General features: G+C 48.1%; 21 protein-coding genes and 4 tRNA genes. 15 read left to right on the top strand and 10 right to left on the bottom strand.

Annotated features, from left to right (window positions below):
- The 5 genes from B0181_RS06845 to B0181_RS06825 form a co-directional block, all read right to left on the bottom strand.
- Nucleotides 1-1,059 (bottom strand): glycosyltransferase, encoded by a 1,059-nt coding sequence (locus B0181_RS06845; RefSeq protein WP_078276766.1) that lies wholly within the window; start codon nucleotides 1,057-1,059, stop codon nucleotides 1-3.
- 193 nt (nucleotides 1,060-1,252) lie between these two features.
- Nucleotides 1,253-1,642 (bottom strand): rhodanese-like domain-containing protein, encoded by a 390-nt coding sequence (locus tag B0181_RS06840; RefSeq protein ID WP_078276765.1) that lies wholly within the window; start codon nucleotides 1,640-1,642, stop codon nucleotides 1,253-1,255.
- A gap of 240 nt (nucleotides 1,643-1,882) precedes the next feature.
- Complete coding sequence (gene ccmE / locus B0181_RS06835) at nucleotides 1,883-2,434, bottom strand: cytochrome c maturation protein CcmE (RefSeq protein WP_078276764.1); 552 nt, start codon at nucleotides 2,432-2,434, stop codon at nucleotides 1,883-1,885.
- A gap of 176 nt (nucleotides 2,435-2,610) precedes the next feature.
- Nucleotides 2,611-2,835 (bottom strand): heme exporter protein CcmD, encoded by a 225-nt coding sequence (ccmD, locus tag B0181_RS06830; protein WP_078276763.1) that lies wholly within the window; start codon nucleotides 2,833-2,835, stop codon nucleotides 2,611-2,613.
- Between the two features lie 39 nt (nucleotides 2,836-2,874).
- A complete protein-coding gene (locus tag B0181_RS06825) occupies nucleotides 2,875-3,672 on the bottom strand; it encodes a heme ABC transporter permease (RefSeq protein WP_078276762.1) in 798 nt (265 codons plus the stop codon).
- 360 nt (nucleotides 3,673-4,032) lie between these two features.
- Here B0181_RS06825 and B0181_RS06815 point away from each other — a divergent pair, with 360 nt between their 5' ends.
- Nucleotides 4,033-4,617, top strand: coding sequence for a hypothetical protein (locus tag B0181_RS06815; protein WP_078276760.1), 585 nt, complete (start codon nucleotides 4,033-4,035; stop codon nucleotides 4,615-4,617).
- Complete coding sequence (locus tag B0181_RS06810; protein ID WP_078276759.1) at nucleotides 4,614-5,777, top strand: glutathionylspermidine synthase family protein; 1,164 nt, start codon at nucleotides 4,614-4,616, stop codon at nucleotides 5,775-5,777. Before B0181_RS06815 ends, B0181_RS06810 begins: the two co-directional genes overlap by 4 nt.
- Nucleotides 5,778-5,919: 142 nt before the next feature.
- On the opposite strand, the gene glyA is transcribed toward B0181_RS06810, so the two are convergent.
- The 3 genes from glyA to B0181_RS06800 form a co-directional block, all read right to left on the bottom strand.
- Nucleotides 5,920-7,179: a serine hydroxymethyltransferase gene (glyA, locus tag B0181_RS06805; protein ID WP_078276758.1), complete on the bottom strand. Its 1,260-nt coding sequence runs from the start codon at nucleotides 7,177-7,179 to the stop codon at nucleotides 5,920-5,922.
- Between the two features lie 153 nt (nucleotides 7,180-7,332).
- Complete coding sequence (locus B0181_RS12095; RefSeq protein ID WP_158078943.1) at nucleotides 7,333-7,509, bottom strand: hypothetical protein; 177 nt, start codon at nucleotides 7,507-7,509, stop codon at nucleotides 7,333-7,335.
- A gap of 330 nt (nucleotides 7,510-7,839) precedes the next feature.
- Nucleotides 7,840-8,307: a chorismate--pyruvate lyase family protein gene (locus tag B0181_RS06800; protein WP_078276757.1), complete on the bottom strand. Its 468-nt coding sequence runs from the start codon at nucleotides 8,305-8,307 to the stop codon at nucleotides 7,840-7,842.
- Between the two features lie 480 nt (nucleotides 8,308-8,787).
- On the opposite strand from B0181_RS06800, the gene B0181_RS06795 reads away from it, so the two are divergent.
- The 8 genes from B0181_RS06795 to B0181_RS06755 all read left to right on the top strand — a co-directional run bounded on the left by B0181_RS06795 (nucleotide 8,788) and on the right by B0181_RS06755 (nucleotide 17,443).
- A complete protein-coding gene (locus B0181_RS06795; protein ID WP_078276846.1) occupies nucleotides 8,788-10,389 on the top strand; it encodes an isocitrate lyase in 1,602 nt (533 codons plus the stop codon).
- A gap of 297 nt (nucleotides 10,390-10,686) precedes the next feature.
- Entirely contained in the window at nucleotides 10,687-12,849 is a 2,163-nt protein-coding gene (locus B0181_RS06785; protein ID WP_078276755.1) for a malate synthase G, read from the top strand.
- Nucleotides 12,850-13,199: 350 nt separating this feature from the next.
- Nucleotides 13,200-13,275, top strand: a tRNA-Thr gene (locus B0181_RS06780).
- 91 nt (nucleotides 13,276-13,366) lie between these two features.
- Nucleotides 13,367-13,450: transfer RNA gene (locus tag B0181_RS06775), tRNA-Tyr, on the top strand.
- Between the two features lie 19 nt (nucleotides 13,451-13,469).
- Nucleotides 13,470-13,543: transfer RNA gene (locus B0181_RS06770), tRNA-Gly, on the top strand.
- Between the two features lie 13 nt (nucleotides 13,544-13,556).
- Nucleotides 13,557-13,631 (top strand) — tRNA-Thr (locus tag B0181_RS06765).
- Nucleotides 13,632-14,133: 502 nt separating this feature from the next.
- Nucleotides 14,134-15,072 (top strand): OmpA family protein, encoded by a 939-nt coding sequence (locus B0181_RS06760; protein WP_078276754.1) that lies wholly within the window; start codon nucleotides 14,134-14,136, stop codon nucleotides 15,070-15,072.
- Nucleotides 15,073-15,133: 61 nt separating this feature from the next.
- Nucleotides 15,134-17,443 (top strand): Ig-like domain-containing protein, encoded by a 2,310-nt coding sequence (locus tag B0181_RS06755; protein WP_078276753.1) that lies wholly within the window; start codon nucleotides 15,134-15,136, stop codon nucleotides 17,441-17,443.
- Between the two features lie 198 nt (nucleotides 17,444-17,641).
- Here the strand turns inward: B0181_RS06755 and B0181_RS06750 are convergent, their stop codons facing one another.
- Entirely contained in the window at nucleotides 17,642-18,592 is a 951-nt protein-coding gene (locus B0181_RS06750) for a D-2-hydroxyacid dehydrogenase (RefSeq protein WP_078276752.1), read from the bottom strand.
- 428 nt (nucleotides 18,593-19,020) lie between these two features.
- Here B0181_RS06750 and rapA point away from each other — a divergent pair, with 428 nt between their 5' ends.
- The 4 genes from rapA to B0181_RS12090 all read left to right on the top strand — a co-directional run bounded on the left by rapA (nucleotide 19,021) and on the right by B0181_RS12090 (nucleotide 24,209).
- On the top strand, nucleotides 19,021-21,873 hold the full coding sequence (gene rapA / locus B0181_RS06740) for an RNA polymerase-associated protein RapA (RefSeq protein WP_078276750.1): 2,853 nt from the start codon (nucleotides 19,021-19,023) through the stop codon (nucleotides 21,871-21,873).
- A 28-nt stretch (nucleotides 21,874-21,901) separates the two neighbouring features.
- The gene (locus B0181_RS06735; RefSeq protein WP_078276749.1) at nucleotides 21,902-22,252 is read left to right on the top strand and encodes a 5-carboxymethyl-2-hydroxymuconate Delta-isomerase; all 351 of its coding nucleotides are present in this window, start codon (nucleotides 21,902-21,904) and stop codon (nucleotides 22,250-22,252) included.
- Nucleotides 22,253-22,401: 149 nt separating this feature from the next.
- Nucleotides 22,402-23,952: a YifB family Mg chelatase-like AAA ATPase gene (locus B0181_RS06730; RefSeq protein WP_078276748.1), complete on the top strand. Its 1,551-nt coding sequence runs from the start codon at nucleotides 22,402-22,404 to the stop codon at nucleotides 23,950-23,952.
- Between the two features lie 86 nt (nucleotides 23,953-24,038).
- A complete protein-coding gene (locus tag B0181_RS12090) occupies nucleotides 24,039-24,209 on the top strand; it encodes a hypothetical protein (protein ID WP_158078942.1) in 171 nt (56 codons plus the stop codon).
- Between the two features lie 273 nt (nucleotides 24,210-24,482).
- Here the strand turns inward: B0181_RS12090 and B0181_RS06725 are convergent, their stop codons facing one another.
- Nucleotides 24,483-25,154, bottom strand: coding sequence for a phosphoglycolate phosphatase (locus tag B0181_RS06725; RefSeq protein WP_078276747.1), 672 nt, complete (start codon nucleotides 25,152-25,154; stop codon nucleotides 24,483-24,485).
- Between the two features lie 639 nt (nucleotides 25,155-25,793).
- Between B0181_RS06725 and B0181_RS06720 the strand changes: the two genes are divergently transcribed.
- Nucleotides 25,794-26,342 carry a porin family protein gene (locus tag B0181_RS06720; protein ID WP_078276746.1) on the top strand — a complete coding sequence of 183 codons (549 nt, stop codon included), beginning with the start codon at nucleotides 25,794-25,796 and terminating at the stop codon, nucleotides 26,340-26,342.
- Nucleotides 26,343-26,516: the final 174 nt, after the last annotated feature.

Genomic DNA, 26,516 nt, shown 5'->3' with positions numbered 1-26,516 from the left:
TTACTTATCAAGCCACCTTTTAAACATCGCTTCGATATCGCCAAATCTGCGCAGTGACTTGCCACGAAATGTTAAGTTTAAGGCGTGGTACAGCTGATACATGCCGTAAATTTCTGGAGTGAGCAGGTCTTTGAATTTGGCTTGGGTGGCGGTATCAAAGTCGGTAAAGTTCCACAAGCCACCACCAAGCGCCGTCAAGCCCATGAGTAAAATCCGCACACGCATTTGCGGACTAAAATCATGATTCAGCAAGTATTGATAAAGATGATTGACGGCAGCCAGTGGCATGGATAGGGAGTTTGGGTCGTTGGTTTGGCTGGTGATGCTGGTTTGTCGGTGGCGATAATAATAAAATCTCTCACTTGTTTCAATCATCGTAAATTCACAGCAAGTCAAAAGCTGGGTAACAAACAGCGTGTCTTCGCAGTGCGTGAGCGTTTCGTTGAAATAAATGCCATACCTGCGCAAATGCTCGGTGTGAATGATATAAATAAAGCACGCAGGGAAAAAGCCACGATGTATGAGCGCGTCAATATAGACCAGCGATGGGGCGATTTCCACATAATGCTGCTGGCTGGTGTTGTCCACATACACCGACAGCGCAGCTTTGCGCACTTTTGGCAAGGCGGGCAGTACCGTAGCGTCTTTGAGCGCCCATTCCAAGCAGCCACACAAAACGGGCGCTTGTTCTTTGTCCATGACGGCAAGGTAATCAGCAAAGTGCAAATTTGGCAACAAATAATCATCAGAATCCACAAAATACACATAACGCCCAGCAGCTGCTTTTATCCCAGCGTTTCTCGCTGCTGACACGCCTTTGTTTTCTTGGCTGATGATTTTGATAAAGTCATAACGTTCGGCAAACTGCGCCAAAACTTCACCGCTACCATCAGTTGAGCCATCATCAATGGCGATGATTTCTTTATCAATGTCTTGAGCAATAATACTTTCTAAACACTGCGATAAATATTCACAAGTGTTGTAGACAGGCACGATAAAAGTGATATCATGCTTTGGTTGGTTGGTTGGTTGGTTGGTTGGTTGGTTGGTTGGTTTCATGGCGATGGGCGGATTGTCAAGGTTGGGTTTAAAAATGGCGGTTTAAAAGGCAATCGCTTAAAAGTGAGTAGTCTAAAAAACAACGGCTGAAAAATCAACCGTTTAAAAACAGCGAATCCAGCCAAAACCCTGATTGAAAACCATCACGCAGGGTTTTGGGCGGGTTTGTGGTTTTAAGTGGTGCAAATACCGATTATTCGTAGCCTTGTGCAACCAAATCAGCATAGCCGCCATGATTGACGACATTGGTATAGCCTAGGCTTTCTAGCAGGGCTTTGGCTTCGCCAGCGCGGCGACCTGAGCGGCAGTACACGTTGATGCGTGCGTTTTTGTCAGGTTCTACGCTTGCGATGCGCTGCGCCAATTCAGCGGTGGTGATGTTTAGCGCGCCTTTTAGATGACCTGCTGCGAACTCTTCACTGCCACGCACGTCAATCCACACGCCAGCGTCTTTTTGTTTTTTGGTGGCTTCGGTTGGGGCTTGAGTTTGGGTGCTTTGTGTGGCGGTTTGTACTGGTTTGCTGTGACTGCACGCTGTCAAGCTAAGTGCGGCTGCAAGTGCAGTAAGTACGATGATTTTCATGTGATTGCTCCATGTTGCTGTTGATTGGCTTGCTGGGCGATTTTGGTTAAATTCAGTTAAATTTAGTCAAATCAAGCCACGAGCAAACGCCATCATTAGCATAGTCTTTTTTGACGATTTTTGCAATGTTTTTTGTCGTTTTTGGCATAAGGCTTGAGTTTGCTTGGCTTGCAAGCCATTCAGTGCAAAATACTCAACACAAAAACCGCCATCGTATGACAGCGGTGTTTGTGAGTAAAATCAGTTGCTTTGGCTTGAATTTGCTGGCGCAGCGTCTTGATTGGCTTGGGCGGCATTGCGCTCGTCAATCTCCGCCATGCTGGTGGCAGGGACGAAAACTTCACCGCTCACATCGGTACCACGCGCTGCGTGTTCGTCTTTGAGCGACTTGGCAACTTCAGGCGGCATATAGTTTTCATCATGCTTGGCAAGCACTTCAGATGCCACAAACGTACCGTTTTGTAGCTCGCCTGTCGCCACCACGCCTGAATTTTCAGCAAACAAATCTGGCAGCACGCCACGATAGCTGACAGGCACGACAGACTGATAATCGGTGATTTCAAATAAGATGTTCAGCTGGTCGGCAGGGTCGCGCTTGACGCTGCCTGCCACCACCATACCGCCTGCACGAATGCGCTTGGCTTCAGGTGCTTCGCCTTGGCTGATGGCGGTCGGGTCGTAGTACAAATCCACTTGCTGACGCACGGCGTACAAAATCAGTCCAATAGCAATCGCCGCACCAACCAGCATGGCGATGACCCACATCAATTTTTTTTGTCGTGTTTGATTCATGATAGCACCACTTGCTTTGTGTTTGTTTTTAAAATTGTGGTTTTGCTTGTAAATTTGCTTAAGTTTTTAAACGGCTTATCAATTTTCAGCGGATAAGGATTTAAAAATTTTGGTTTTTAAAACCTAGTTTTAAATGCGTTTAAAATTGGTTTAAAAAACGGTTTGTCGTTGTAATTTTAGCGATTAAGATTTTGGGCTTGGGCGGTGCGCTGTTTGTTGGTTAGGCGAGCCGATTGCCCATTTTGACGACTAAGTTTGGCGATGGTGGCTTGGCGTTCTTTACGGACAAAAATCACCCACGCCACAATCGCTGCGATGGTAATGCCGTAGCACACCCACACAAAGCTGCCATGACCGCCCATGTGCATAAATTCGCTTAGGTTTGTAAAATACGGTTTCATGATTGTTCCTAGGGTTTGGTTGTGTCGCTTTTTGTGGGATTATTTGCCAAGCAGACGCTGTACCCACGCTTTGTTGTGTTCACGGCTTAAAATTAGGGTGTTGGTGCGGTAAATGGCAAGCGCCGCCACCAAGCAATAAGTGCCAATCATCATGATAAGCAGCGGCACCCACATACTTGCCGACATTTTTGGGGCGCTGGTGAGCGTGAAGGTTGCGCCTTGGTGCAAAGTATTCCACCAATCCACCGAATATTTGATGATGGGCAAGTTCACCGCACCCACGATGGACAGCACGGCGGCGGCTTTTCCGCGGTTGGCGCTGTGTTCAAAGGCGGAAAACAGCGCCATCACGCCAGCGTATAAAAACGCCAAAATCAGCATACTTGTCAAGCGCGCATCCCACACCCAGTACGTTCCCCAAGTGGGTTTTGCCCAGATTGCGCCAGTTAGCAGTGATAAAACGCAAAAACAAAAGCCAATCGGTGCAATCGCTTGGGCGACTAGGCTTGCGGTTTTGATTTTCCATACCAAAAAAATCACCCCAAGCACCGCCAGCGCCAAATAAACGCTCATGGCAAGGCTTGCGGCTGGCACATGGATAAAGATGATGCGGTAGCTGTTGCCTTGCAGGTAATCAATGGGCGCAAAACCTAAGCCCCACACCGTACCTACGCCAAGTAAAATCGCAGCCAATGCGCCAAGCCATTTTACCCAAGGTGAGAAAATGTGGAAAAATCGCTCGGTGCCAACGGTTGTCAAAAAGCCTTGCCATAAACGGCTGCTTAGGCTGTCTGCTTTGCTGGTTTTGGACGTGGCTTTTGGTGTGATGTCTGTCATAACAAAGTGCTGGCTATGCCAAGTTGCCAGTGATGGCGGTGCTTGGCGATTGGCTATGGCGCATTTGGTGCGGCGAAAATTTGGTAAAAAGTTGGCAATTTGCCCACAATAAAATTGCTTTATTATAGCACGGCTTGGCGATGGGTGAAATATCAAGCGGGGCGGATTTGTCAATTTTACACGAAAAATTCTTACAAAAAAGCACGCAAAATGCTTGTAAAATCACGCATTTGCTTACATAATACGTCTTTTATGTGCATTTTTGGCGATGGATTTTAATAACAACTTTAAATCACAATCACAAAACCATCAGCCAAATCACTTGTAAACTCATCACAAACTCAACTTTAGGAAAATCTTATGGCTAAGTTTACCACGCGCCGCTCTGCGCAAGTTTCTTTGGTGCTTTTAGGTTCGGCATTTGGCTTGGCGGCTTGCGGCGAAGAGCAAGCGCAAGCACCTGCACCACAAACAGCAGAAGAAGCGGTATTGGCAGCCGAAGCCCAGCTTGCTGCTGCTCAAGCGCAACTTGCCGCAGCCCAAGAACAAGCCGCTGCCGAGCAAGCTGCCGCTGAACAAAGTGTCTTGAGCGATGGCGAAGCAAGCGCAGAAGGCATGGGCGCAGGCACGGCATTATTGGCAGGTGCAGCAGCAGGTGCAGCGGCTGGTTATTTGGCATCAAAAGCCGCTGGCAACAACGCTGCCGCCACTGCCGCATCAAAAACCGCACAAACCCCAACCATGACGCAGCAGCCAGTAAACAATCAAACGGCAAACAGTCAAGCTGCTAATCAAACCGCCAGCCAAACCGCCAATCAAGGCACACGCCAAAGTGCGGCACAAAGCACACAAAATTATCAATCAGCAAACCAAAACGACCGCCAAAACAGCACAGCGCGTGGCGGCTTTGGCAGCACCGCTCAGGCAACTGGAGTCAGCTCGTGAAGCGCATTGCGGTTACACCACGCCCAGACTGGCAAGCCGAGATGGAAAAAATCGGCTTTGATTATCACAGCATTGACGGTAATTATTGGCAAGAAGATGCGTGCTATGTGCTTGACGAAGCGCAGGTAGACGAGCTTGAGCGTGTTACCGAAGAGCTGCACCAGATGTATCTGCAAGCGGCGGCGCACGTCGTCAAGACAGGCGATTATGCACGCTTGGCGATTGGCGATGTGGCGGCAGGCTTGATTGAGTCGAGTTTTCGTGCGCAGTCGCCAAGCCTGTACGGGCGTTTTGATTTGTGCTATGACGGCAAATCTGCCCCAAAACTGTATGAATACAATGCTGATACGCCCACATCGCTGTTTGAAGCGAGCGTGGCGCAGTGGTATTGGCTGCAGGCGCAGGGCGGTGCGCTGGCAGGCGCAGATCAGTTTAACAGCATTCATGAGCGTTTGTTGGTGGAGTTTCGTGCGCTGGCGCAGGGATTTGGCGCTGATGACAAATTGCACTTTGCAGCGGTAACTGCCAGCACCGAAGACACCATCACCACGCAGTATTTACAAGACGTGGCGATTCAAGCAGGGCTTACCACACGCTTTTTGGACGTGGGAGCGATTGGCTATCATGCGCCAAATCAGCGTTTTGTGGACGAACAAGGCGAGATGATTAAGCATTTGTTCAAGCTGTATCCGTGGGAATGGCTGGTTACAGAAAGTTTTGGGCAGTACATCGCTGGCAGCGGCACGCAGTTTATTGAGCCTGCTTATAAACTATTGCTGAGCAATAAGGCGATTTTGGCGGTGCTGTGGGAGTTGTTCCCAAATCACCCAAATCTTTTGCCTGCTTATCTTGAGCCTGAAAAATTGGCGCAATTTGGTGCAGATTATGTGCAAAAGCCGTTTTATTCTCGTGAAGGGGCGAGCATCACGCTGCACGCCCAAGGGCAAACCGAGCAAACGGGCGGCGATTATGGCAAAGAAGGCTTTGTTTATCAAAAAGCACAAGCTCTGCCTGTGTTTACTAACAATCAAGGTCAAGTCATGCACACGCTGATTGGCAGCTGGATTGTGGGGCATGGCTCAGCAGGCATTGGCGTGCGTGAAGATTTCACTGCCATCACCAAAGACACAAGCCTGTTTGTACCGCACGTTTTGTTGTAAAAATTGAATTGGGTTTAATAAAAGCTAAAACGCTCAAAGCTCAAAACGCTTAAAGCCTAAAAGCCAAAAAACCGCTCAACGATCACGCTGGGCGGTTTTTTGTGGATTTCAAATTACAAAGTGCAAATTGCAGCAAGAGCGATTATTTGGTGTTACGCTCGTATACTGGCAAACGCTTGCAAACTTCAGCAACTTTCGTGCGCACTTCAGCAAGCACTTTTTCATCGCCGCGTGCGTCCAAAATGTCGCAAATCCAGTTCGCCAATTCCACGCATTCAGCTTCTTTAAAGCCACGAGTGGTAACGGCAGGCGTGCCTAGACGGATACCGCTGGTTACAAATGGTGATTTTGGATCGTTTGGTACTGAGTTTTTGTTCACGGTGATGTGCGCATCGCCAAGCCATTTGTCGGCTTCTTTACCGGTGATTTCTTGCTTGATTAGGCTGATAAGCATTAGGTGGTTTTGCGTGCCGCCAGACACCACATCATAGCCACGCGCGATGATGGTGTTTGCCATCGCTTGAGCGTTTTTCACCACTTGTTGTTGGTAGGCTTTGTATTCATCGCTCATCGCTTCTTTAAAGCAAACCGCTTTTGCGGCGATGGCGTGCATCAGCGGGCCGCCTTGTGTGCCGGGGAAAACGGCTGAGTTTAATTTTTTCTCAATTTCTTCGTTTTTCTTGGCAAGAATCAGACCAGAACGTGGGCCGCGCAAGGTTTTGTGCGTGGTGGTTGTGGTTACGTCAGCGATTTGAACTGGGCTTGGGTAAACGCCAGCCGCCACAAGACCTGCAACGTGCGCCATGTCCACGAACAAATATGCGCCTACGCTGTCGGCAATCTCACGAAAACGCTGCCAATCCATCACTTGTGAATAAGCTGAGAAGCCTGCGATGATCATTTTTGGCTTGTGTTCGTTGGCAAGACGCTGGATTTCGTCATAGTCCAAAAGACCGTTTTCGTCAATGCCATAATGCACGGCGTTGTAAGTTTTGCCAGAAAAAGACACGCTTGCGCCATGCGTCAAGTGGCCACCATGCGCAAGGCTCATGCCAAGCACGGTATCACCCGCTTCTAGTAGAGCAAGGTAAACGGCAGCGTTGGCGTTTGAGCCAGAATGTGGCTGAACGTTGGCGTAGTCGGCACCAAACAATTCTTTGGCACGGTCAATCGCCAGCTGCTCCACCACGTCCACATGCTCACAGCCGCCGTAGTAGCGCTTGTTTGGGTAGCCTTCAGCGTATTTGTTGGTCAATGATGAGCCTTGAGCTTCCATCACTGCAGGTGAGCAGTAGTTTTCAGAAGCAATCAGCTCAATGTGATCTTCTTGGCGCTGGGTTTCTTTGTCCATGGCAGCGGCAAGCTCTGGATCGTAGGCGTGTAGTGAGATTTCTTGATACATAAAATAACCTATCAATAGTGAAAAGATTAAGAAGTGAAAATAACGTGGCTAGTTTATCACAAATCTTGGCATAAATGCACGGTAAATTGGTGGATAAAAATTTCAATTAAGCTGAAATTCTTTCATGATTGGGCATTTGTTTGCCGTGCAAGTTTAGTTGCCGTGATTTTTATTGCCTTGTGCGCCATCGCCATAATCACACGTTTCGCTTTGATAATCAAAACTGCCGCCAGCGTCTAGGCATTCGTCAGCCTTTAGGTGGGTGGAGACTTTATCAAAGCCAAAGCTTAAAAGTAAGCCAATAATGATACCAATGATGAATTTTGTCATGATGAGTTCTCTTTAAAAGGTGCTATGAATAATGCCAAACCAATTTGTAAGTTGGATTAAATGACGATAGGTAAGTTGGGTTGAGTGGAACGAAAATCTATCAAGTTCAGCGATTGCCTAAAATGTGAATTGGTGTAGTTTTTTGTTCGCTCTGAGCTTGTCGAAGGGCTGTGGTTGGATAGGTAAGTTGGGCTTTGCAAAGCCAAAACCCAACATTGGTTTAAAGTCAGCTCTTAATCGTTGGGTTGCGCTGCGCTAACCCAGCTTACAAGACTGCGCTAACCCAACCTGCGATTTGCCGCCAATCCAACCTATAAACCAAACCTGCCTTTACCCAAGCCTTGCCGCAAATTCTGGCAAAAACCACTCACTGATAAGCAGTTTTTTGCCGTACCAATCGTACACCGTATGCCTGCCCCATGCGTTTAAATCGTTATCAAAGCGAACCGTGCGTGTGTGCGGCAGCGTGCGTCTGCGCTTAAATAGTACATAGCCGATGGGCGTGGTTTTTAGGTGCTGTAGGCGTTTTGCACTGCCTGTCAAATGCGCCAAAGGAAAAATGCTTGTGGCACGCACCCAAGGCTCGGCATCATTGCCGTACAACGCCACTGTGCGCACCTTGCCAAGCGCAGGGCGGTGCAGCACCAGTCCCAAACTTTGCTTTTCAGGGCGTGTCAGCGGACGAAAGCCTTCATACAGCACTTGCACCGTCAAAGCCTTGCCAGCTTTGGCTTCAAGCAGGGCGGTCAGCGAGCCTGTGCTGTGCAAATAATCGGCAAGGGTGGTGAGCTGTGTCATGGTGCTTGCGTGTTAAATTGATAAAATGTGTTTTGTGCTTAAAAATGATTACTGCTTAAAAATAGCGCTTGACAGCCATCAAAGGTGCTAAAAATTATCCAAAAAAGCGCTAATTTTAGGTGTATGATTGTTCAATTTTAGCACAAAATACGCTTTTCAAGCACAAATTTTAGACAAATTTTCATCAAAATTCGTTAGATTTTTTAATAAATATTATGCGTTTAATTAAAAATATGTGAATTTATGTAAGTAATTTATCTTATAAAAATCAATCAATTATAAAATTTACCGTAAAATTACGCAGATTTATAATAGCGAAATAATGGTAGTATTTTCTTAATAAATAGCAAACATTTGATTATAATATTGGATAAATCCTGTTGCTTTGGGTATTCTAAGCATACGAAAAATGCAAGCGCAACTTGCCTTTTTGGTGTTAGTAGAAACGGTCTTTTGACCACCATGAACATTAAGGAAATTATCATGACTTATCAATCTGCTCTAGAACACGTTCGCAAAGTAAAAGAAAAACTTGGCGGTACTTGGAATGCCATTCGCCCAGAAGATGCGGCTCGCATGATTGTACAAAACCGTTTCAAAACTGGTCTTGACATCGCCAAATACACCGCTGCCATCATGCGTAAAGACATGGCAGAGTATGACGCTGACCACACCAAATACACTCAATCTTTGGGCTGCTGGCATGGCTTTATCGCTCAGCAAAAAATGATTGCCAACAAAAAATACTTTGGCACAACCAACAAACGCTACATCTACCTATCAGGCTGGATGGTGGCGGCACTTCGCTCTGAGTTTGGCCCATTGCCTGACCAATCTATGCACGAAAAAACTTCTGTGCCTAAGCTGATCGAAGAAATCTACACTTTCCTTCGTCAAGCAGACGCAAAAGAGCTAAACGATCTATTCCGCGCCATGCAAAAAGCTGAAGCTGCTGGCGATAGCGCAAAAGTAAAAGAAATCGAAGCGCAAATCGACAACTTTGAAACGCACGTTGTGCCAATCATCGCTGACATTGACGCAGGCTTTGGTAACGAAGAAGCGACTTACTTGCTAACCAAGCAAATGATCGAAGCAGGTGCGTGCGCTATCCAAATCGAAAACCAAGTATCAGACGCAAAACAATGTGGTCACCAAGCAGGTAAAGTAACCGTACCACACGAAGACTTCCTAGCCAAAATCAACGCCGTTCGCTATGCGTTCTTGGAGCTTGGCGTGGACGAAGGCGTAATCGTGGCGCGCACTGACTCAGAAGGTGCTGACCTTACCCAAAAAATCCCTGTATCTCGTGAGCCGGGCGACTTGGCAAGCAAATACATCAGCTACCTTGAAACCACTGAAATTGACATCTCAGAAGCCAAAGAAGACGAAATCCTTATCAAGCGCAACGGCAAACTACACCGCCCAACTCGCTTGCCATCTGGCTTGTATCAGTTCCGTGAAGGCACTCAGCACGACCGCGTGGTACTAGACTGCGTAACTTCACTACAAAATGGCGCGGACATGATTTGGATCGAAACGCCAACGCCAGACGTAGAAGGCATCGCAAGCTTCGTGCGTGATGTGAAAAAACAAGTGCCAAACGCTAAATTGGTGTACAACAACTCGCCATCGTTCAACTGGACAATCAACTTCCGCCAACAAGCGTACGACCGCTGGGTTGCTGAAGGTAAAGACGTGTCAGGCTACGAGCGTGCAGATTTAATGAACGCCAAGTATGACGACAGCGAGCTTGCGCGTGATGCGGACGAGAAAATCCGTACTTTCCAAGCGGACGCAGCGCGTGAAGCAGGCGTGTTCCATCACCTAATCACGCTACCAACTTACCACACCGCAGCGCTATCAACGCACGAACTTGCCAAAGGCTACTTCGGCGAAGAAGGTATGCTGGCTTATGTGGCAGGCGTTCAGCGTAAAGAAATCCGTGGTGGTATTGCTTGCGTGAAGCACCAAGCGATGGCGGGCTCTGACATCGGCGACGATCACAAAGAGATTTTCTCTGGTGAGAATGCGCTAAAAGCAGGTGATGCAAGCAAGAACACCATGAACCAATTTGGCGGCTAAAAACCTGCGTGGACTAACGCTTCTACGGCGTCAGGCTCACTTGATGTACTACTTGTACACCTGCGTTCGCCTTCCTTGTATAAGACGTTAGCCACTTGGTTTTCCAAGTTCGTAAAAACGGTGTTTTGCAACTCACGCAAAGCACCGTTTTTGTTTAATTTTAAAGGTTTAATCGGTTTTCCATTCGCCCTGAGCTTGTCGAAGGGTAGCGAAAACCGCCATGGTTCGACAAGCTCACCACGAACGGTTTTCTTGTCAATTTTCGACCACCACACCAATTTTTAAGGACAAAAAATTATGGCTACCCAACGTATCACCAAAGGCGCACTTGCCATTGATAAAATTTTGTTTGACTTTATTGAAAATGAAGCACTGCCTGTGGCGAAGCTAGACAGCGACACTTATTGGAAAAATTTTGAGCAAGTGGTGCTGGATTTGACCCCAAAAAATAAAGCATTGCTCGCTCGCCGTGATGAATTGCAAGCCAAAATTGACGATTGGCACAAAAATAACGCCTATGAGCTGGGCGCTTATAAAAATTTCCTAACTGAAATCGGCTATCTTGAGCCAGAAGTGGCGGATTTTACCATCACCACCGAAAACGTGGACGATGAGATTGCCACCATCGCAGGGGCGCAGCTGGTTGTGCCTGTGCGTAACGCTCGCTATGCGCTAAACGCTGGCAACGCACGTTGGGGCAGCTTGTATGACGCATTGTATGGCTTTGATGTAATCCCAGAAACGGACGGCGCAGAAAAAGGCAAGGGCTACAACCCTGTGCGCGGTGCAAAAGTGGTGGCATTTGCCAAAAATTTCCTAGATGAGCATTTTGCGCTGACAGACGGCTCGCACGCTGACGTAACTGCCTATGCGATTGATGGCGGCAAATTGGTTGCGACTTTGGGCGATAAAACCGCCACTTTGGCTGATGATAAGCTGGTGGGCTTTAATGGCAATGCCGACAACCCAAGTGAAATTATCCTAAAAAACAATGGCTTGCACGCCATTATCCAAATTGACCCAACACACGCCATCGGTCAAACCGACAAAGCAGGCGTTAAAGACGTGGTGCTAGAAGCAGCGGTTACCACCATTCAAGACCTAGAAGACTCGGTGGCAGCGGTGGACGCAGAAGAGAAAGTGGAAGGCTATCGCAACTGGCTTGGTTTGATGAAGGGCGATTTGAGCGAAGTGATGGAAAAAAATGGCAAAACCATCACACGCACGCTAAACGCTGACCGCACTTATACCGACCTAAACGGCAACGAAAAAACCTTGCACGGCCGCTCGGTTATGCTGCTGCGCAACGTGGGGCATTTGATGACCAACCCTGCGATTTTGGTGAATGGCGAAGAGATTTTTGAAGGTATTATGGACGCACTCATCACGCCAATGCTGACCGCCATTGACATTCGTGGCGAAAATACCTTGCGCAATTCTCGCACTGGCTCAATGTACATCGTCAAGCCAAAAATGCACGGCTCTGAAGAAGTGGCGTTTGCGGTGGAGCTGTTTGAGCGTGCCGAAAAAGCCATCGGCTTGCCTGCCAAATCCATCAAAGTGGGCATCATGGACGAAGAGCGCCGCACATCGGCAAACCTGAAAAACTGCATTGAAAAAGCCAAAGACCGCACCATTTTTATCAATACAGGCTTTATGGACAGAACGGGCGATGAAATCCACACCGCCATGAATGCGGGCGCATTTGTGCGCAAGGGCGAGATTAAGGGGCAAACGTGGTTTAATGCCTATGAAGAGCGTAACGTGGGCATTGGCTTGGGTGCTGGCTTGCGTGGCAAAGCGCAAATCGGTAAAGGTATGTGGCCTAAGCCTGACGAGCTGGCGGATATGTACCGCACGAAGATTGAACATCCGCAAGCTGGGGCGAACTGTGCGTGGGTACCATCGCCATCTGGCGCTGTCATTCACGCCATGCACTATCATCAGTGTAATGTGATGAGCCGCCAAGAAGAGCTTGCTAAAGCTGCTGTGCCAAGTCTTGATGATTTGCTGACCATTCCGCTGGCAACCGACACCAGCTGGAGCGCCGAAGAAAAAACCCGTGAGCTAGAAAACAATTGCCAAGGTATTTTAGGCTATGTGGTGCGCTGGGTGGATTTGGGCGTGGGCTGCTCAAAAGTGCCAGACATTAACAACGTGGGCTTGATGGAAGACCGTGCAACGCTACGCATTTCGTCTCAGCACGTCGCCAACTGGCTGGCGCACGGCATCGTAACCAAAGATGAAGTGATGGACGTACTAAAACGCATGGCGAAAGTCGTGGATGCACAAAACGCCAGCGACCCTGCGTATCGTCCGATGGCAGATGATTTTGACAATAACATTGCCTTTAATGCCGCTGCCGACCTTATCTTTAAAGGTGCGGTACAGCCGTCTGGCTACACCGAGCCGCTGCTGCACAAGGCACGTTTGAAGTTAAAAGGCTATCAAGGGGATTGATTGCTTTGATGGCAATGATTGCACTGATAAAAACCCAGCCGTTTGGTTGGGTTTTTTTAAACGCTGATTTTGGCTGTTTTTTGGTGTGCAGCTCAATTTGATAAAAATAACGGCTTATAAACCCTAATTTCTCAACAAAAACCCATCAATTCATACTTATTTTATTTAAAAGTAAACCAAGTAGGGTGCAAAAAAGATACTTGGCTATGAATGTGCGCAACTTTACCAAAAAAATTTAAAAATAAATATATTTTAAAATCAATAAGTTATAAACTTTTATCAAATTTTTTGAAAAAAGAGCTTGCGCACATCTGAAAATGTGGTATTATACGCACCACTTAGGAAACACCGCCGGCTTAGCTCAGTTGGTAGAGCAACTGACTTGTAATCAGTAGGTCGCCAGTTCGACTCCGGCAGCCGGCACCATTCCTAAGAAAATATTCAGGTAAAGCCCCGTTTGTGGGCTTAACTTTTCAAAGTAACATCGCATTGATGATTTGAAAAGTCCTGACGCTCAGGTGGGGTTGGGGAGCGGTCAAACCCAACAGACTGTAACTCTGTCGCGAAAGCTTCGAAGGTTCGAATCCTTCCCCCACCACCATATTTTCTACCTCTACCCTGCGGGTGTGGTTTAGTGGTAGAACCTCAGCCTTCCAAGCTGATGGTGCGGGTTCGATTCCCGCCACCCGCTCCATATTACAAGTTTCGCTCTTGTAGCTCAGGGGTAGAGCACTCCCTTGGTAAGGGAGAGGTCGCGAGTTCAATTCTCGCCAAGAGCTCCACATTCAAACCCTTAAGATGAATCAGTCTTAGGGGTTTTTGCTTATTTGGAATAAAGCCAAACACAGCATAAATTCCACCCAATCCCTCAAGCAGTCATCTGGTCAAATCCCAAGATTATTTGTCAAGTCCAATCATTTACTAAGTTCAATCATTCACCAAATTCAATTATTTATAAATTCAATCCATTCACTGCTCAAAATTTTTATGAAAATACGGCATTTAAATAGTCGGTATTTTTATGTTTTTATCGTGAATTTGCTGTAATTTATTGAGATTTTAGTGCCCAAGCCACCCAGTTTCAAGCCGTCATTTGAAATTTGTAAATTTATCAGAATAATTGTTCAAGTTTTGTTAAGACAAGTGCACACCGCCTAGAAGTATAGTATAATTAAGCAACCAAAACTTGCAATTTTTGCAGCACCATAACAAGGCAAGCATGGATAGTAAGTTTGGTTTACTATTTTTGCTCGTATTTTCGCGCTTATTTTATAAGGATTTGCAATGCTATCTTTTAAACACATTCCCCTAGCCACAGCCCTAGCCGCTGTCGTAGGCCTAACCGCCTGCAGCACGACCACTCCAGCTAAAAACGTGGTAACATGGAACAAATCAGCTTCAGGCATGGTATCTGATGTACAAAACATCGCTTTAGATGATCGCACTGCTGCTTTGGTATTTATCCGCCCTGCAACTGAAAACGTTGCCAATCCAGATTCAAGCACTAACATCGGTCTTGATGATCGTTTCTTGGTAAGTGTACAAGACAATCACTACTCAGCAAGCGTCGTATGTGCAGGCGATGTAGCACTGTCTGCTGTTCCAACTGCCGCTAAAATCAACGACCTAGACGCAGGCGCAGTAAACCTTAAACTTGCCGCTGGTGAAACTGTTTACTTTGCTGTAGCAGCAGACGCAAACACTTTCCAACCAACCCTACGCCAAGTAGACGCACAAACTGCTGCAAACCTACTACAAGGCACTTATCGTCAAGCACACCAAATCAGCCGTGTACAAGCACACAACTGCCCAGAACCAGTTGTTGCACCTGCACCAGCACCAGTAGTGCCAGCACCACAATCTGAATACTACGTTGAAACCCGTCCAAACATTCGTTTGAACATCTTGTTTGACACCAACAAATCAGACATCAAACCACAATACCGCTCAGAAGTTACCAAAGCGGCAAACTTCCTAAAAGACTATCCAGACGCACAAGTGATTGTAGAAGGTCATACTGACTCTCGCGGCAGCGAAACCTACAACCAAGCACTTTCAGAGCGCCGTGCTGCTGCCGTACGTCAATCACTAATCACAGATTATGGCATCGCACCAAACCGCATCAGCGCACAAGGCTTTGGTGAGCTACGTCCAGTAGCAACCAACGACACCGAAGAAGGTCGTCAGCTAAACCGCCGTGTGATGGTTGTGGTACCAAACTAATAACCAAACACCAAATCCAAAACTTAAGTTGATTTAAAATAACTTCATTCAAGAGATTTTTATGAAAAACATTCTTGTAAAAGTGCATGGCACGAACGAAACACTGCAAGAAATCACGGTAGTAACCAAAGATGGTCAGCCTACCGTTGTTAAAGCACAAAAGAACGTAAACTACGAGTTCATCGACCTAGTCAAAAACGTCGCCCCTGACCACATCATCACCAAACGTGTGGGCAACGACCTACACATCTCACTAGAAGATGAAGGCAAAGAAGACGACCTTATCCTAGAAGGCTTCTACGACCACGAAGACTCAGCAGCCCTAATCGGTCAAGCTGAAAACGGCGAATACTACTACTACATCCCAGACACTGGCGAAGTAGCAGACTACGTTACCAAACTTGCCATCAATGATGTGGAAGGTCAGGCGTTGGGTGGTGAAGCTGCTTTGGCTCCATGGTGGATTGGCGTGGCAGCAGCAGGCGCAATCTGGCCATGGCTACTAGGCGCAGCAGCCATCGGTGGTATCGCAGCGGCAGCAGGTGGCAGCAGCGATGATTCGCCAGCACCAGCTCCAGCAGCTCCAGTAGCGCCTGTTGAAGAAGAGAAAGAAGAGAAGCCCCAAGGTGAAGGCGATGGCAAAGACAAGACTCCTCCTCCAGTAACCGAAGTGCCAACAGAAGCCCCTGTGCGTGAAGTTCCGGCATATGTTCAGCCTAAATCTCCAAACGTAACAACGGCTGATCGTGCGCAAGAGCATGTAGGCATTGTGCCGCCAACCAAAGATGGTGATCAACCACCTGTGATCAATGACGACACCCCAACCTTTAGCGGCAATGCGCTAATTCCGGGTCATGTTGTTACCGTTACTGTTACCCATGGCGAAACTGGCGTTTCATATCCTGTAACTACCATTGTAAAACCAGATGGTACTTGGGAAGTGGTGATGAAGCCAAACTTGCCAGAAGGCACGTACACCAGCACCATCACTGTTACTGACCCTAAGACAGGTGCGACCAGTGAGCCAACCAAAGGCAATCCATTTACGCTTGACACCACACCGCCAGCGACCGACAGTTTCACATTTACTGCAACTGACGACTTCGGTACGGTAAAAGGCGAGATTGCAGACAAGTCTATCATTGACGACAGAACACCGACTTTCTCTGGTAAAGGCACTCCGGGCGATACCATTACTATAACGGTTACTGACGTGAACGATCCAAGCAAAGTATTCACTGCAAAAACCGTAGTGGACGCAGACGGCAACTGGAGCGTGGATGTTCGCACATTGAATCCTAATGCGACTTACAGCAGTAAAGTCACTGCTACCGATCCAGCGGGCAACACCAGTGAAGCAGTAAACGGCCCTACGTTTACGATTGAAGATTTGAATGCTTCTAAGCAACTAGAAGTAATCATCAATACTGGCCTTGACGGCGTTGTTGAGCATTCTGATCTGTTTGAAAAAGAAGCCGCGCCGACCGTTCGCGTATTTATTAACAAACTGGGTACTGCCGGCTACAAAGAAGGCGATGTCCTGAAAGTAACCGACCAAGCAGGCAACGAGTTGTATAACAAACCTTTGACTGCCGAAGATTTGGCGAAAAACCAAGTTGAAGTATTGCTGCCTGTACCAACTAACAACACCGACGTTACCGTAACCGCAACTGTTGGCGGTGATACTGCTGTTGCTACTGCACAAACCGACCTTGCTCCTGCTGTTGTTACTGCTGTAGCAAGCACTGCTACCGTAAATGAAGGCGCAAATTTGGTAACCACCGTTACTTTGAATAACAAAAACGGTGTGGACAAGTTGGCAGTTGAAACCAGCGGTACTGCAGACGCTACCGACTTTGGCAAAGCAATCTACAGCCAAGGCGTAACCGTAAATGCAGACGGCACTGTGAATGTAGATTCTACCGTAGAATCATTCACCATCACTACACCGGTATTGGCTGACGGCTTGGTGGAAGACGCTGAAAACATCACTTACACCGTAGGCGGTGTTGCAGCCAATGAAGTAACCATCAATGACGTATCGATTGCTTCTCCGCTGACTGTTGGCGCAGTAGAGCTTGACTTGGTTGCTCCACAAGTAGACGCAATGAAGCAAGAAGCACGCACTTTTGACGTTCCTGCTACTGAAGCCGGTGCAGAAGCTACTCAAGTGACTTTCTCAGGTCTGTTTATCGACATGGCTCAAGGCGCAACCAAAGCAACTGTAGACCTAGGTAGCAATGGCGGCACTGCAGGCGCTCCTGTAATCGCTGGCTTTACACAAGCGGATACCGCTCCAGCAGGCTACACCGCTTATGCTACTGAAGCAGGCACTCAAGTGTATATCCAAGAGGGTATCACTGTTATCTAATCAAGCCAAATCGTGTGAAAGTCATGTGATTTGTCGCATGATTTGATTAGAACAATAAAAAACACCTTCAAATTTTTTGGAGGTGTTTTTTGTTTGGGTTTTTGTTTTTAGGCTTTATCGGCTTAATGGTTGATGGTTTTAAAAGGCAAGACTGTCGTTTGAGCTTATTAACTTCACCAATTTAACCCAGTTTAAAGTTTAGGCATTCGCCTTAAAATTCGCCACAAAACCAGCCACATTATCGCACAGAATTTTCCATAATTTTTGCTGTGCGCCAAGGCTGCCCCAAGCGTTGTGCGGTGTGAAAAACACGCGCGGGTGGTTTTTGACGGCAAGCAGTGGCTCGTCATCGGCAAAAGGCTCGTGCGCAAACACATCGCTGGCATAGCCTAAAATTTGCCCTGCGTGCAGTGCGTCCACCACCGCTTGGCTGTCCACCACGCCGCCACGAGCGACATTGATGATTAGCGGCTGTTTTTGCATTTTGGCGATGGTTTGTGCGTTGATGAGATTGGCGGTGCTGTCGGTCAGCGGGCAGTGCAGGCTGATGACGTCCGCCTTGGCAAGCACATCATCAAAGGCGGTGTATTCAGGCGAGCGTGGCGCTTTGCCCTGATGTTCGGCATACAGCACCGCCATGCCAAAGGCGCGCGCGATTTCGCCCACACGTTTGCCGATGTTGCCTGCGCCAATGATGCCAAGCGTACGACCCGCCAAATCAAAAATCGGCTCATTCAGCAAGCAAAAACGCCCATCGGCTTGCCAGCTGCCATCAGTGGCGGTGCGGTGGTAATAATTGCCAGCACGCAGGGCGTTCAGCATGAGCATAAAAGTGTGTTCTGGCACGCTTTTAACAGAATAACCCGCGACATTTTGCACGCTGACACCGTGCGCTTGGCAGGCTTGTAAGTCCACGTTATTTATGCCTGTGGCGCTGATTTGCACCAGTTTTAGCTTGGGCAGCTGGGCGATGATGTCTTTGCCAAGCAGCACTTTATTGGTGATGATGATGTCAGCATCGTGGCAGCGTGCCAAAATTTGTGCGTCTGTGTCGGTACTGTCAAAGCGCTCGTATGCGCTGATACAGCTTGGCAAGGACAAATCAATTTGCGGCGAAAACGTGCCAGCGTCCAAAAATACAGCTTTCATTGGCGTTCCTTGTGGTGATTTATGGGTTTGGTTTATCGGTGAAATGGTGGCGTTTGTGGGTGAAATTTGTACGCAAAACTTGCGTTCATTTCAAGCGGCGCACAAGTCGCCAAAACATAAAACCTTGCCATTGTAGCACAGCTTGGCGATGGGTTTAAGTTGTCTTGTGCTTGCTTGATAGATTTGTGTGCTTGGCTGAAATTTGCTAATTAAGATTGGGCGGTGAGTAGAAATTGCCAGAAAAGCTGTTTGTCAAACTGTCTAAAATCCGTCCGAAAACCACCCAAAAACCATCTGAAAAAATTTGCGCCTTGTGCTGATAAGTAATCCGTGAAATTTTTGTGAAATTTTAGTAAAATAGGAAGTTTGGTGTCGGTATTCACCATCAAAACAACAAGAAAAATCATTCCCTAACGGGTGGGTAGTTTATGAATCAAGTATTTGCCATTGGTCAGCGTTATTTGTCAGATTCTGAGAGCAGTCTTGGGCTGGGTGTGGTGATTGACGTAGATGAACGCTGCGTGCATATCTTATTTCCGCAATCCGAAGAGACGCGCGTCTATGCCAAGGCGTCTGCGCTTTTGTCGCGTGTGGTGTTTTCGGCAGGCGATACGGTGAGCGACCAAGACGGCAATCAGTACATCGTGGAGCGCTGCGAAGAAGTGGCGAGCGTCATGCGTTATCATCTGACGTGCGGCAAGTCGCTGATGGAGACACGTCTTGCGGCAAATATTCAGCTTGCCAAGCCGCTTGAGCGTTTGCTGGCTGGGCGCATTGAAAATGCCGAGCGTTATGATCTGCGCCAAGACGCACTAAAACTACAAACCATGCTAAACCGCCATCCGCTGCGTGGCTTGATTGGTGCGCGCGTGGACATCATCAAGCACCAGCTGTACATCGCCCATGAAGTCGGTAAACGCTTGGCGCCGCGTGTGCTTTTGGCAGACGAAGTGGGGCTTGGCAAGACCATTGAAGCTGGGCTGATTATCCATCAGCAGATTTTGACAGGCAAGGCGAATCGTGTGCTGGTGCTGGTGCCAGACAGCTTGCAATATCAATGGATGATTGAGCTAAAACGCCGTTTTAATTTGGATTTTGCGCTGTTTGATTTGGTGCGCACTGCGTCTATTAAAGAGCATAACCCTGACCAAAACGTCTTTACCACCGAGCAGCTTATCATCGCTGGCATTGATTTGCTATTGGATCATCGTGATTTGTACGAGCAGGCGTATGCGACTGGTTTTGATTTGCTGGTGGTGGACGAAGCGCACCATTTGCACTGGGATAGCGAGCAAGGCGGCAACGACAAATATGAGCTGGTGGCGGATTTTGCGGCAAGCACCGCAGGCGTACTGCTTTTGACCGCAACGCCAGAGCAGCTGGGCGTGGAGAGTCATTTTGCCCGCTTGCGCTTGCTTGATCCGCACCGTTTTGATGACTTAGAAGATTTTATCGCCGCCCAAGACGCTTTTGCCGATGTGGCAATGGTGGCGACTTTGCTGATTGATGGCAAGCCACTGACTGACAAGCAAATCCGCGCGGTGTCAGGTTTGTTGGGCTTTAGTGAAAACGAGCTGGCTGACATTAACGACAACGACAAATTACGCACGCACGTCATTAACGAGCTTTTAGACCGTCATGGCACAGGGCGTGTGCTGTTTCGTAATACCAGAGACAGCGTGCAAGGTTTTCATGGGCGCACAAGTATCGCCTATCCGTTGCCACTGCCTGCCGCTTGGCAAGACACGCATTATACGCATGGCAAACTGCGTGAGCAACTATGGGGCGAAGAAAATTACCCAGATGGCTCATGGCTGGAAAGCGATCCGCGTGTGCCGTGGCTGATTAGTCTTTTGCGTGATGAATTAAAACACAAAAAAGTGCTGCTGATTGCACGTTCTGGGGCGACCATTGAAAGTCTAGAAGCGGTGCTGCGTCTGCACGCTGGCATCAAGACGGCTGTCTTTACCGAGCAGATGAGCTTGCTTGAGCGAGATCAGGCGGCGGCGTATTTTGCCGATGTGAGCGGTGCGCAGATTTTGCTGTGTTCGGAGATTGGCTCAGAAGGGCGCAATTTTCAGTTTGCGCAGGATTTGGTGTTGTTTGATTTGCCAGCCAATCCAGACACGCTTGAGCAGCGCATTGGGCGACTTGACCGCATTGGACAGATTGCCAAAATCACGCTGCACGTTCCTTTTATCGCAGGCACTGCCCAAGAGCGTCTGTACCATTGGTATGATGGCGCACTCAATATTTTTAATCAAATCAGCCCAACTGCCCAAACCGTCCAAGAGCAATACATCGCCACGCTCAAGCCGCTTTTGGAGCAAGGCGGGCAAACGGACGAATTTGCCGAACTTATCGCCAGCGCGGCAAATTTGCGTGTGGAGCTAGAAGCCGAGCTGCAAGCAGGGCGTGATAGATTGCTGGAGTATAATTCTTGCCGTCCGAATGCGTCTTTGCGCATTGCCCAAGCGATGAGCGAGCTGGACGAAGCCAAACTTTTGCCGATGTTCTTAGACCGCTATTTTGAAGCGGTGAACATGGATTACAGCGTGCAGCGTGATCATTCGTGGATTGTGCATCCGATTGATGGCGGCGAGATTGATAATGACGGCGTGGAAAGTTTGCCGCTTGATGAAGATGGCATGACGCTCACCTTTAGCCGTGCGCAGGCGTTGGCGCGTGAAGACATGGATTACATGACTTACGAGCATCCGCTGGTTACGGCAATTTTGGAGATGGTAACGAGCGGCTCATTTGGCAATACGCAAGTGGCACTGCTAAAATCTGCGGCAATGCCACAAGGCATGGTGCTGGTGGAGAGCAACTTTAGAGTAGAAGTGATTGCGCCAAAGCAGCTGAATTTGTCGGCTTATTTGCCAAAACAAGTATTGAGAGTGTTTTTGACTGAGCGTGGCGATGATTTGAGTGCGGTTGCCACGCCTGAAAAACTGCTGCCACTGACCGAACGCCTAGAAAAAGCCAAGGCTCGCCAAGTCATCAAGGTGCGCTCAGCGGTGATTGAGACGCAGGCGAAACGTGCGCAAACGCTGGCAAATGAGCAGCTGGACGACATCGCAGCGGCAGCGCAGGCGCAATTTGGCGAGTACATGAATAAAGAAATTGGGCGCTTAAAACGCTTGCAAGCCATCAATCCAAACGTGCGTGATGATGAAATCGCACAGCTCGAAGCCATGCGCGCGCAAGGTTTGGAAGCGTTGGCGCAGTTATCTTTAGTGCCTGACAGCATTCGTGTGCTGGTAACGGTCAAGCCCTAAGTTTTTTAAAATCCATCAAGGAATTTTTATGCCACACGTTGTGATTGAACTTTCTGAAAATTTGCCTTTGCAAGATGGCAAAGCGCTGCTAAAAGCGGTGAATGAAACGCTGTTTGCCAGCGGTGAATTTCGTGCCGCCAAAGACATCAAAAGCCGCATTTACCGCGCACCTGTGAGCCTAATTGGACTCGGTGAAGCAGGCGATGGCGAGCATTTTGTGGTAGCGAAGATTGCTTTGTTGGCTGGGCGCAGCGATGACGTAAAATCGGCATTGGTGGGGCGTGTGATGACGGTGCTGCAGGCGCACTTTGCCGATGTGGCAGACGTGCAATATGCGGTGGAAATCCAAGATTTATCTGCGCAGTATTTGAAGGCTTAAATGGTGGTTTGGTTGCGGCTTGGCTTGTGGTGTAAATCATGGATAAGATGAGAAGTTTATCCAGTTAAAATAAGCCAAGTCAAACTAAACCAAATTTTAGCCAAAACCCATTCAATCAAGACAAAAAGTGTGCGACACAAGGAGAAATTATGTCTTTTGCTCAAGTTTTTACCCGTTCGGTGGTGGGGTTGCACGCGCCAAATGTTACGGTGGAAGTGCATTTGTCGCAAGGAATGCCTGCTTTGACGATTGTTGGCTTGCCTGAAGCGAGCGTGCGTGAGAGTAAAGATCGTGTGCGCTCGGCAATTTTAAACAGCGGATTTGACTTTCCAAATCGCCGTCTGACCATCAATCTTGCGCCTGCGGATTTGCCCAAAGATGGCGCGCGCCTAGATTTGCCGATTGCCATCAGTATGCTGGCGGCAAGCGGTCAGCTTGATGAATCGGTGCTTGGCGAGTATGAATTTATTGGCGAACTTGCACTAAATGGCGAGCTGCGTGCGGTAACAGGCGCACTGGCGGTGGCGCGCGCCATCAAGGCAAGCCAAACGCTTGGCGCACAAAATACCAACGACAACGCCAACGAAAACCTTGCGCCACGCACGCTGATTGTACCAAAAGAAAACGCCATTGAAGCGGCGAAAGTGGCAGGCGTAACGGTACTGGCAGCCGAAACGCTTGAGCAAGTGTGCAGGCATTTGGACGTGGTGAGCGGCATCAGTAATGACAAATCCCAGCTTTTGCCCGTCATCACGCACACGCCAGACGCCAAACCGCACAGCTATGCGCTGGATTTGGCGGACGTAAAAGGGCAGCACCACGCACGCCGCGCGCTGGAGATTGCCGCAGCAGGCGGACATTCGCTGCTGTTTACAGGTTCTCCGGGTTCTGGCAAAACTTTGATGGCGAGCCGCTTGCCGAGTATTTTACCGCCACTTTCGGACGAAGAAGCGCTGGAAGTGGCGAGCATTTATTCGGTGGCAGGTGCGGAGTATGAGTTTGGCGTGCGCCCATTTCGTGCGTGCCATCACACCATCAGTGCGGTGGCGCTGGTGGGTGGCGGCTCCAAGCCAAAGCCCGGCGAGATTAGCCTTGCGCATTTTGGGGCGTTGTTTTTGGACGAATTGCCAGAATTTGACCGCAAGACTTTAGAAGTGCTGCGCCAGCCGATAGAATCCAAAGAAATCATCATCAGCCGTGCCAATTCGCAAGTGCGCTTTCCTGCCAATTTTCAGCTGGTGGCGGCGATGAATCCGTGTCCGTGCGGCTATCATGGCGATGGTTCTGGGCGTTGTCATTGCAAGCCTGAGCAGGTGAGACGCTATCAGGATAAGATTTCAGGGCCGCTGCTTGACCGCATTGATTTGCACATTCATGTGCCAGCCATGCCGATTGACGAGCTGCAAACTGCGCCAGCGGGTGAAAGCTCGGAAGTGGTGCGAGCGCGCGTGCTGGCAGCCAGAGAGCGTCAGATGGCACGCCAAAATAAGCCAAACAGCGAGCTTTCGCCCAGTGAAATTGACAAAGTGGCGCCGCTTGGTGATGCCGAGCAGCAGCTATTAAGAGTGGCGCAAGCAAGGCTTAATCTGTCGGCACGCAGCTATCACCGTGTGCTAAGAGTGGCACGCACGATTGCTGATTTGGCAGGGCTTGATGAGATTGGCACGGCGCAGCTGGCAGAAGCGCTCAGTTATCGGTAGTGGGCGATGACTGTCAAAGGGATTGATGATGAATTTGCGCAAAAGCCACACGAGCCACAGACGCTTGTCATTATAAAAATTGTAAAATGAGCGATGATATTGCTAAGGTTGCCATCATTGCTGCGCCAGATGATTTATGGGTCAAGCGGCGTTTGGGTGAAAATGGCAAATGTTGTTGGTTATTTGCTATGGATTTTTATTGTTTGCAAGGATTTTGCGCCAGCATAAATAGCGATTGGGGGGGGGTAAATAGATGATGTTTTTTACGCTATAATTCATTGCGATCATGCTTTATACGGCGATTTATAGCATGAATAAGGATTTAAGCGTTTAGACAATAAAGAATGACGGTTTGGTATTTTGCATTATCGGTCATATTGGCGATTGGGCTGACCATGCTTTATTTGCCAAAGCGGAACTAAAGCGAGTGCAACAAGAACGCCAAAACACCAATTTTTAGCCAAATCCATCAAACAAAACCCCACGCACTGGCATGGGGTTTTTGAATGGTGAATTTCGCCACGCCAAAATCATTCGGCAAAGTTTTTCAAAATAAACGCCACCAAATCGGCAAACTCATCAAAAACCGCATCAGGTTCGCTGTGCGCAATCGGTTCGTCATAATTATAGCCATAGCTGAGCGCAAGCGTGGTGATGTTGGCGTTTTTGCCAGCGACGACGTCATTTTTACTGTCGCCCACCATGATGGCAGCGGCAGGCGAAATGCCAAGCGCATCGCAAATGTGCAAAAGTGGCGTAGGGTCAGGCTTTTTGGTGGGTAAGCTGTCGCCGCCAATCACGCAATCAAAATCATGCCAGCCTTGCGCCGCCAAGATTTCTGGCAAGAAGCGTGCAGGCTTATTGGTGGCGATGGCAAGCGCAAAACCCGCTTGCTTAAGCGTCTTTAGTCCTGCGCTGACGCCAGCATAAGGGGCGGTGGCACAGCTTGCGCAGTCGGCATAATGCGCCAAAAACCGCTCGTGCGCATGGTGCAAGGCGGCATCATCAGTGGCAAGATTCGCCCACGTCAAGGCACGCTCAGTCAGCACCAGCGAACCATTACCCACCCACGAGCGCACTTGCTCGGTGCTGGCATTTGCCGTGCCAAGCTCCGTCAGCATGGCGTTCACCGCCGCCGCCAAATCTGGCACGCTGTCAATGAGCGTACCGTCCAAATCAAAAATAATCAAAGTTTTTTTCATCGTTTCGCCTTATTTTGCCTTGATTGGGTGTTTGTCTGATTGAAATTGGCAAAATCGTAGGAATTTTCGTCCATTTGCCAAATTTTTTCTAAAAACGATTGTAACACAGCCAAAAATTTTTGCGTAAATTTCTTGAAAGTTGTAACAATTCATGTCAATTTGCCAAAAATTGCTAAAATTTACCAAAAAATCGCCCAAAAAAGATTTGACGCTGACGTGTTTTTGTTTGTGTTTTAAGAAAAAGTGCGGAAAATTTTGACATTTTTAGGCATTTGGGCGTAAAATGGTTAAAAATTAACCAATTTTGATGGGGTAACTTTCCGCAAACCAGCGAAAATGCGCCAAATTTGCGCAAAGTTTGCCTTATTTGCCAAGAATTAGTAACAAAACGTTTCATTTTTCGGTAGAGTTTGACAGGCGCGCGGATTTTATTACAAAACTTTACACAACACTCTACAAACACGCACAGACCGCTTGAAATATTTTGTTACTATAAACCCATACCAAGCAGGCAAGCGCAGTTGCACGATGAGTTGCCAACCAAACACAGCTCACCAAACAACGCACAAACCACTTGGTGAAAATAGTAATAAACAAACAATAAGCAACGTGGCGCAGCCACAATTTTAGGAGAGAACTATGAAAACTCTAACCAAAACACTTCTTGCTCTTGGCGCTTCTTCAGCTCTAGCAATGAGCGCAAACGCAGCCATCTCTTATGGTTCAGCGGCAGCAGGTCAGCCATACGTTGGTGTGAAAGTGGGTCAAATTGACGCAGACCAACCAAAAGACGCAACCGCTTACGGTGTGTACGCTGGTTACAACTTTGACCAAAACTTTGGTGCGGAAGTTGAGTATGTAGGTTCGGACGACAAAAAATTCACCCAAGGCGCTTCAACTTACGAGTATGACGCAAAAACTTACGGCGCATACGGTACTTATCGCTACCACTTCAACAACACGCCATTTTATGCCAAAGGCAAACTGGGCGTAGCGAAAACTGAAGTAAAAGTCGAGCGCATTGAAGGTGTTTCAGGTGCACGCTCTTATGAAGGCGACAAAACTGGCTTGGCTGGTGGTGTGGCAGTGGGCTACAACCCAACCGCAAACATCGGTATCGAAGCAGGTTATAACTACCTAAGCTCAGATGCAAATATGTGGGGCATTGGCGCACACCTAAAATTCTAATTTGACGTAAAGTTAAATTTAAAATTTAGCGCAAATGCTAAGAGCAAAAACAGCGGCGGAGTAATCTGTCGCTGTTTTTTTGCGTGCGCTTGGCGGTAAACTGGGATAAGTTGGGGCAAATTGGGAGTAAATTTAGGCTTGATTATCTGATTTTTTCGCCTTACAATGAAAGCG

The organism is Moraxella caviae, assembly GCF_002014985.1.
Lineage (GTDB): Bacteria > Pseudomonadota > Gammaproteobacteria > Pseudomonadales > Moraxellaceae > Moraxella > Moraxella caviae.
The sequence above is the reverse complement of the archived record's forward strand: the minus strand, read 5'-3'. Positions and strand labels throughout refer to the sequence as shown.

Bases quoted from the DNA above. Each gene is read 5' to 3' on its own strand.
- B0181_RS06845 (WP_078276766.1), bottom strand. From the start codon at position 1,059: ATGAAACCAACCAACCAACCAACCAACCAACCAACCAACCAACCAAAG.
- B0181_RS06840 (WP_078276765.1), bottom strand. From the start codon at position 1,642: ATGAAAATCATCGTACTTACTGCACTTGCAGCCGCACTTAGCTTGACA.
- ccmE (WP_078276764.1), bottom strand. From the start codon at position 2,434: ATGAATCAAACACGACAAAAAAAATTGATGTGGGTCATCGCCATGCTG.
- ccmD (WP_078276763.1), bottom strand. From the start codon at position 2,835: ATGAAACCGTATTTTACAAACCTAAGCGAATTTATGCACATGGGCGGT.
- B0181_RS06825 (WP_078276762.1), bottom strand. From the start codon at position 3,672: ATGACAGACATCACACCAAAAGCCACGTCCAAAACCAGCAAAGCAGAC.
- B0181_RS06815 (WP_078276760.1), top strand. From the start codon at position 4,033: ATGGCTAAGTTTACCACGCGCCGCTCTGCGCAAGTTTCTTTGGTGCTT.
- glyA (WP_078276758.1), bottom strand. From the start codon at position 7,179: ATGTATCAAGAAATCTCACTACACGCCTACGATCCAGAGCTTGCCGCT.
- B0181_RS12095 (WP_158078943.1), bottom strand. From the start codon at position 7,509: ATGACAAAATTCATCATTGGTATCATTATTGGCTTACTTTTAAGCTTT.
- B0181_RS06800 (WP_078276757.1), bottom strand. From the start codon at position 8,307: ATGACACAGCTCACCACCCTTGCCGATTATTTGCACAGCACAGGCTCG.
- B0181_RS06785 (WP_078276755.1), top strand. From the start codon at position 10,687: ATGGCTACCCAACGTATCACCAAAGGCGCACTTGCCATTGATAAAATT.
- B0181_RS06760 (WP_078276754.1), top strand. From the start codon at position 14,134: ATGCTATCTTTTAAACACATTCCCCTAGCCACAGCCCTAGCCGCTGTC.
- B0181_RS06755 (WP_078276753.1), top strand. From the start codon at position 15,134: ATGAAAAACATTCTTGTAAAAGTGCATGGCACGAACGAAACACTGCAA.
- B0181_RS06750 (WP_078276752.1), bottom strand. From the start codon at position 18,592: ATGAAAGCTGTATTTTTGGACGCTGGCACGTTTTCGCCGCAAATTGAT.
- rapA (WP_078276750.1), top strand. From the start codon at position 19,021: ATGAATCAAGTATTTGCCATTGGTCAGCGTTATTTGTCAGATTCTGAG.
- B0181_RS06735 (WP_078276749.1), top strand. From the start codon at position 21,902: ATGCCACACGTTGTGATTGAACTTTCTGAAAATTTGCCTTTGCAAGAT.
- B0181_RS06730 (WP_078276748.1), top strand. From the start codon at position 22,402: ATGTCTTTTGCTCAAGTTTTTACCCGTTCGGTGGTGGGGTTGCACGCG.
- B0181_RS12090 (WP_158078942.1), top strand. From the start codon at position 24,039: ATGAGCGATGATATTGCTAAGGTTGCCATCATTGCTGCGCCAGATGAT.
- B0181_RS06725 (WP_078276747.1), bottom strand. From the start codon at position 25,154: ATGAAAAAAACTTTGATTATTTTTGATTTGGACGGTACGCTCATTGAC.
- B0181_RS06720 (WP_078276746.1), top strand. From the start codon at position 25,794: ATGAAAACTCTAACCAAAACACTTCTTGCTCTTGGCGCTTCTTCAGCT.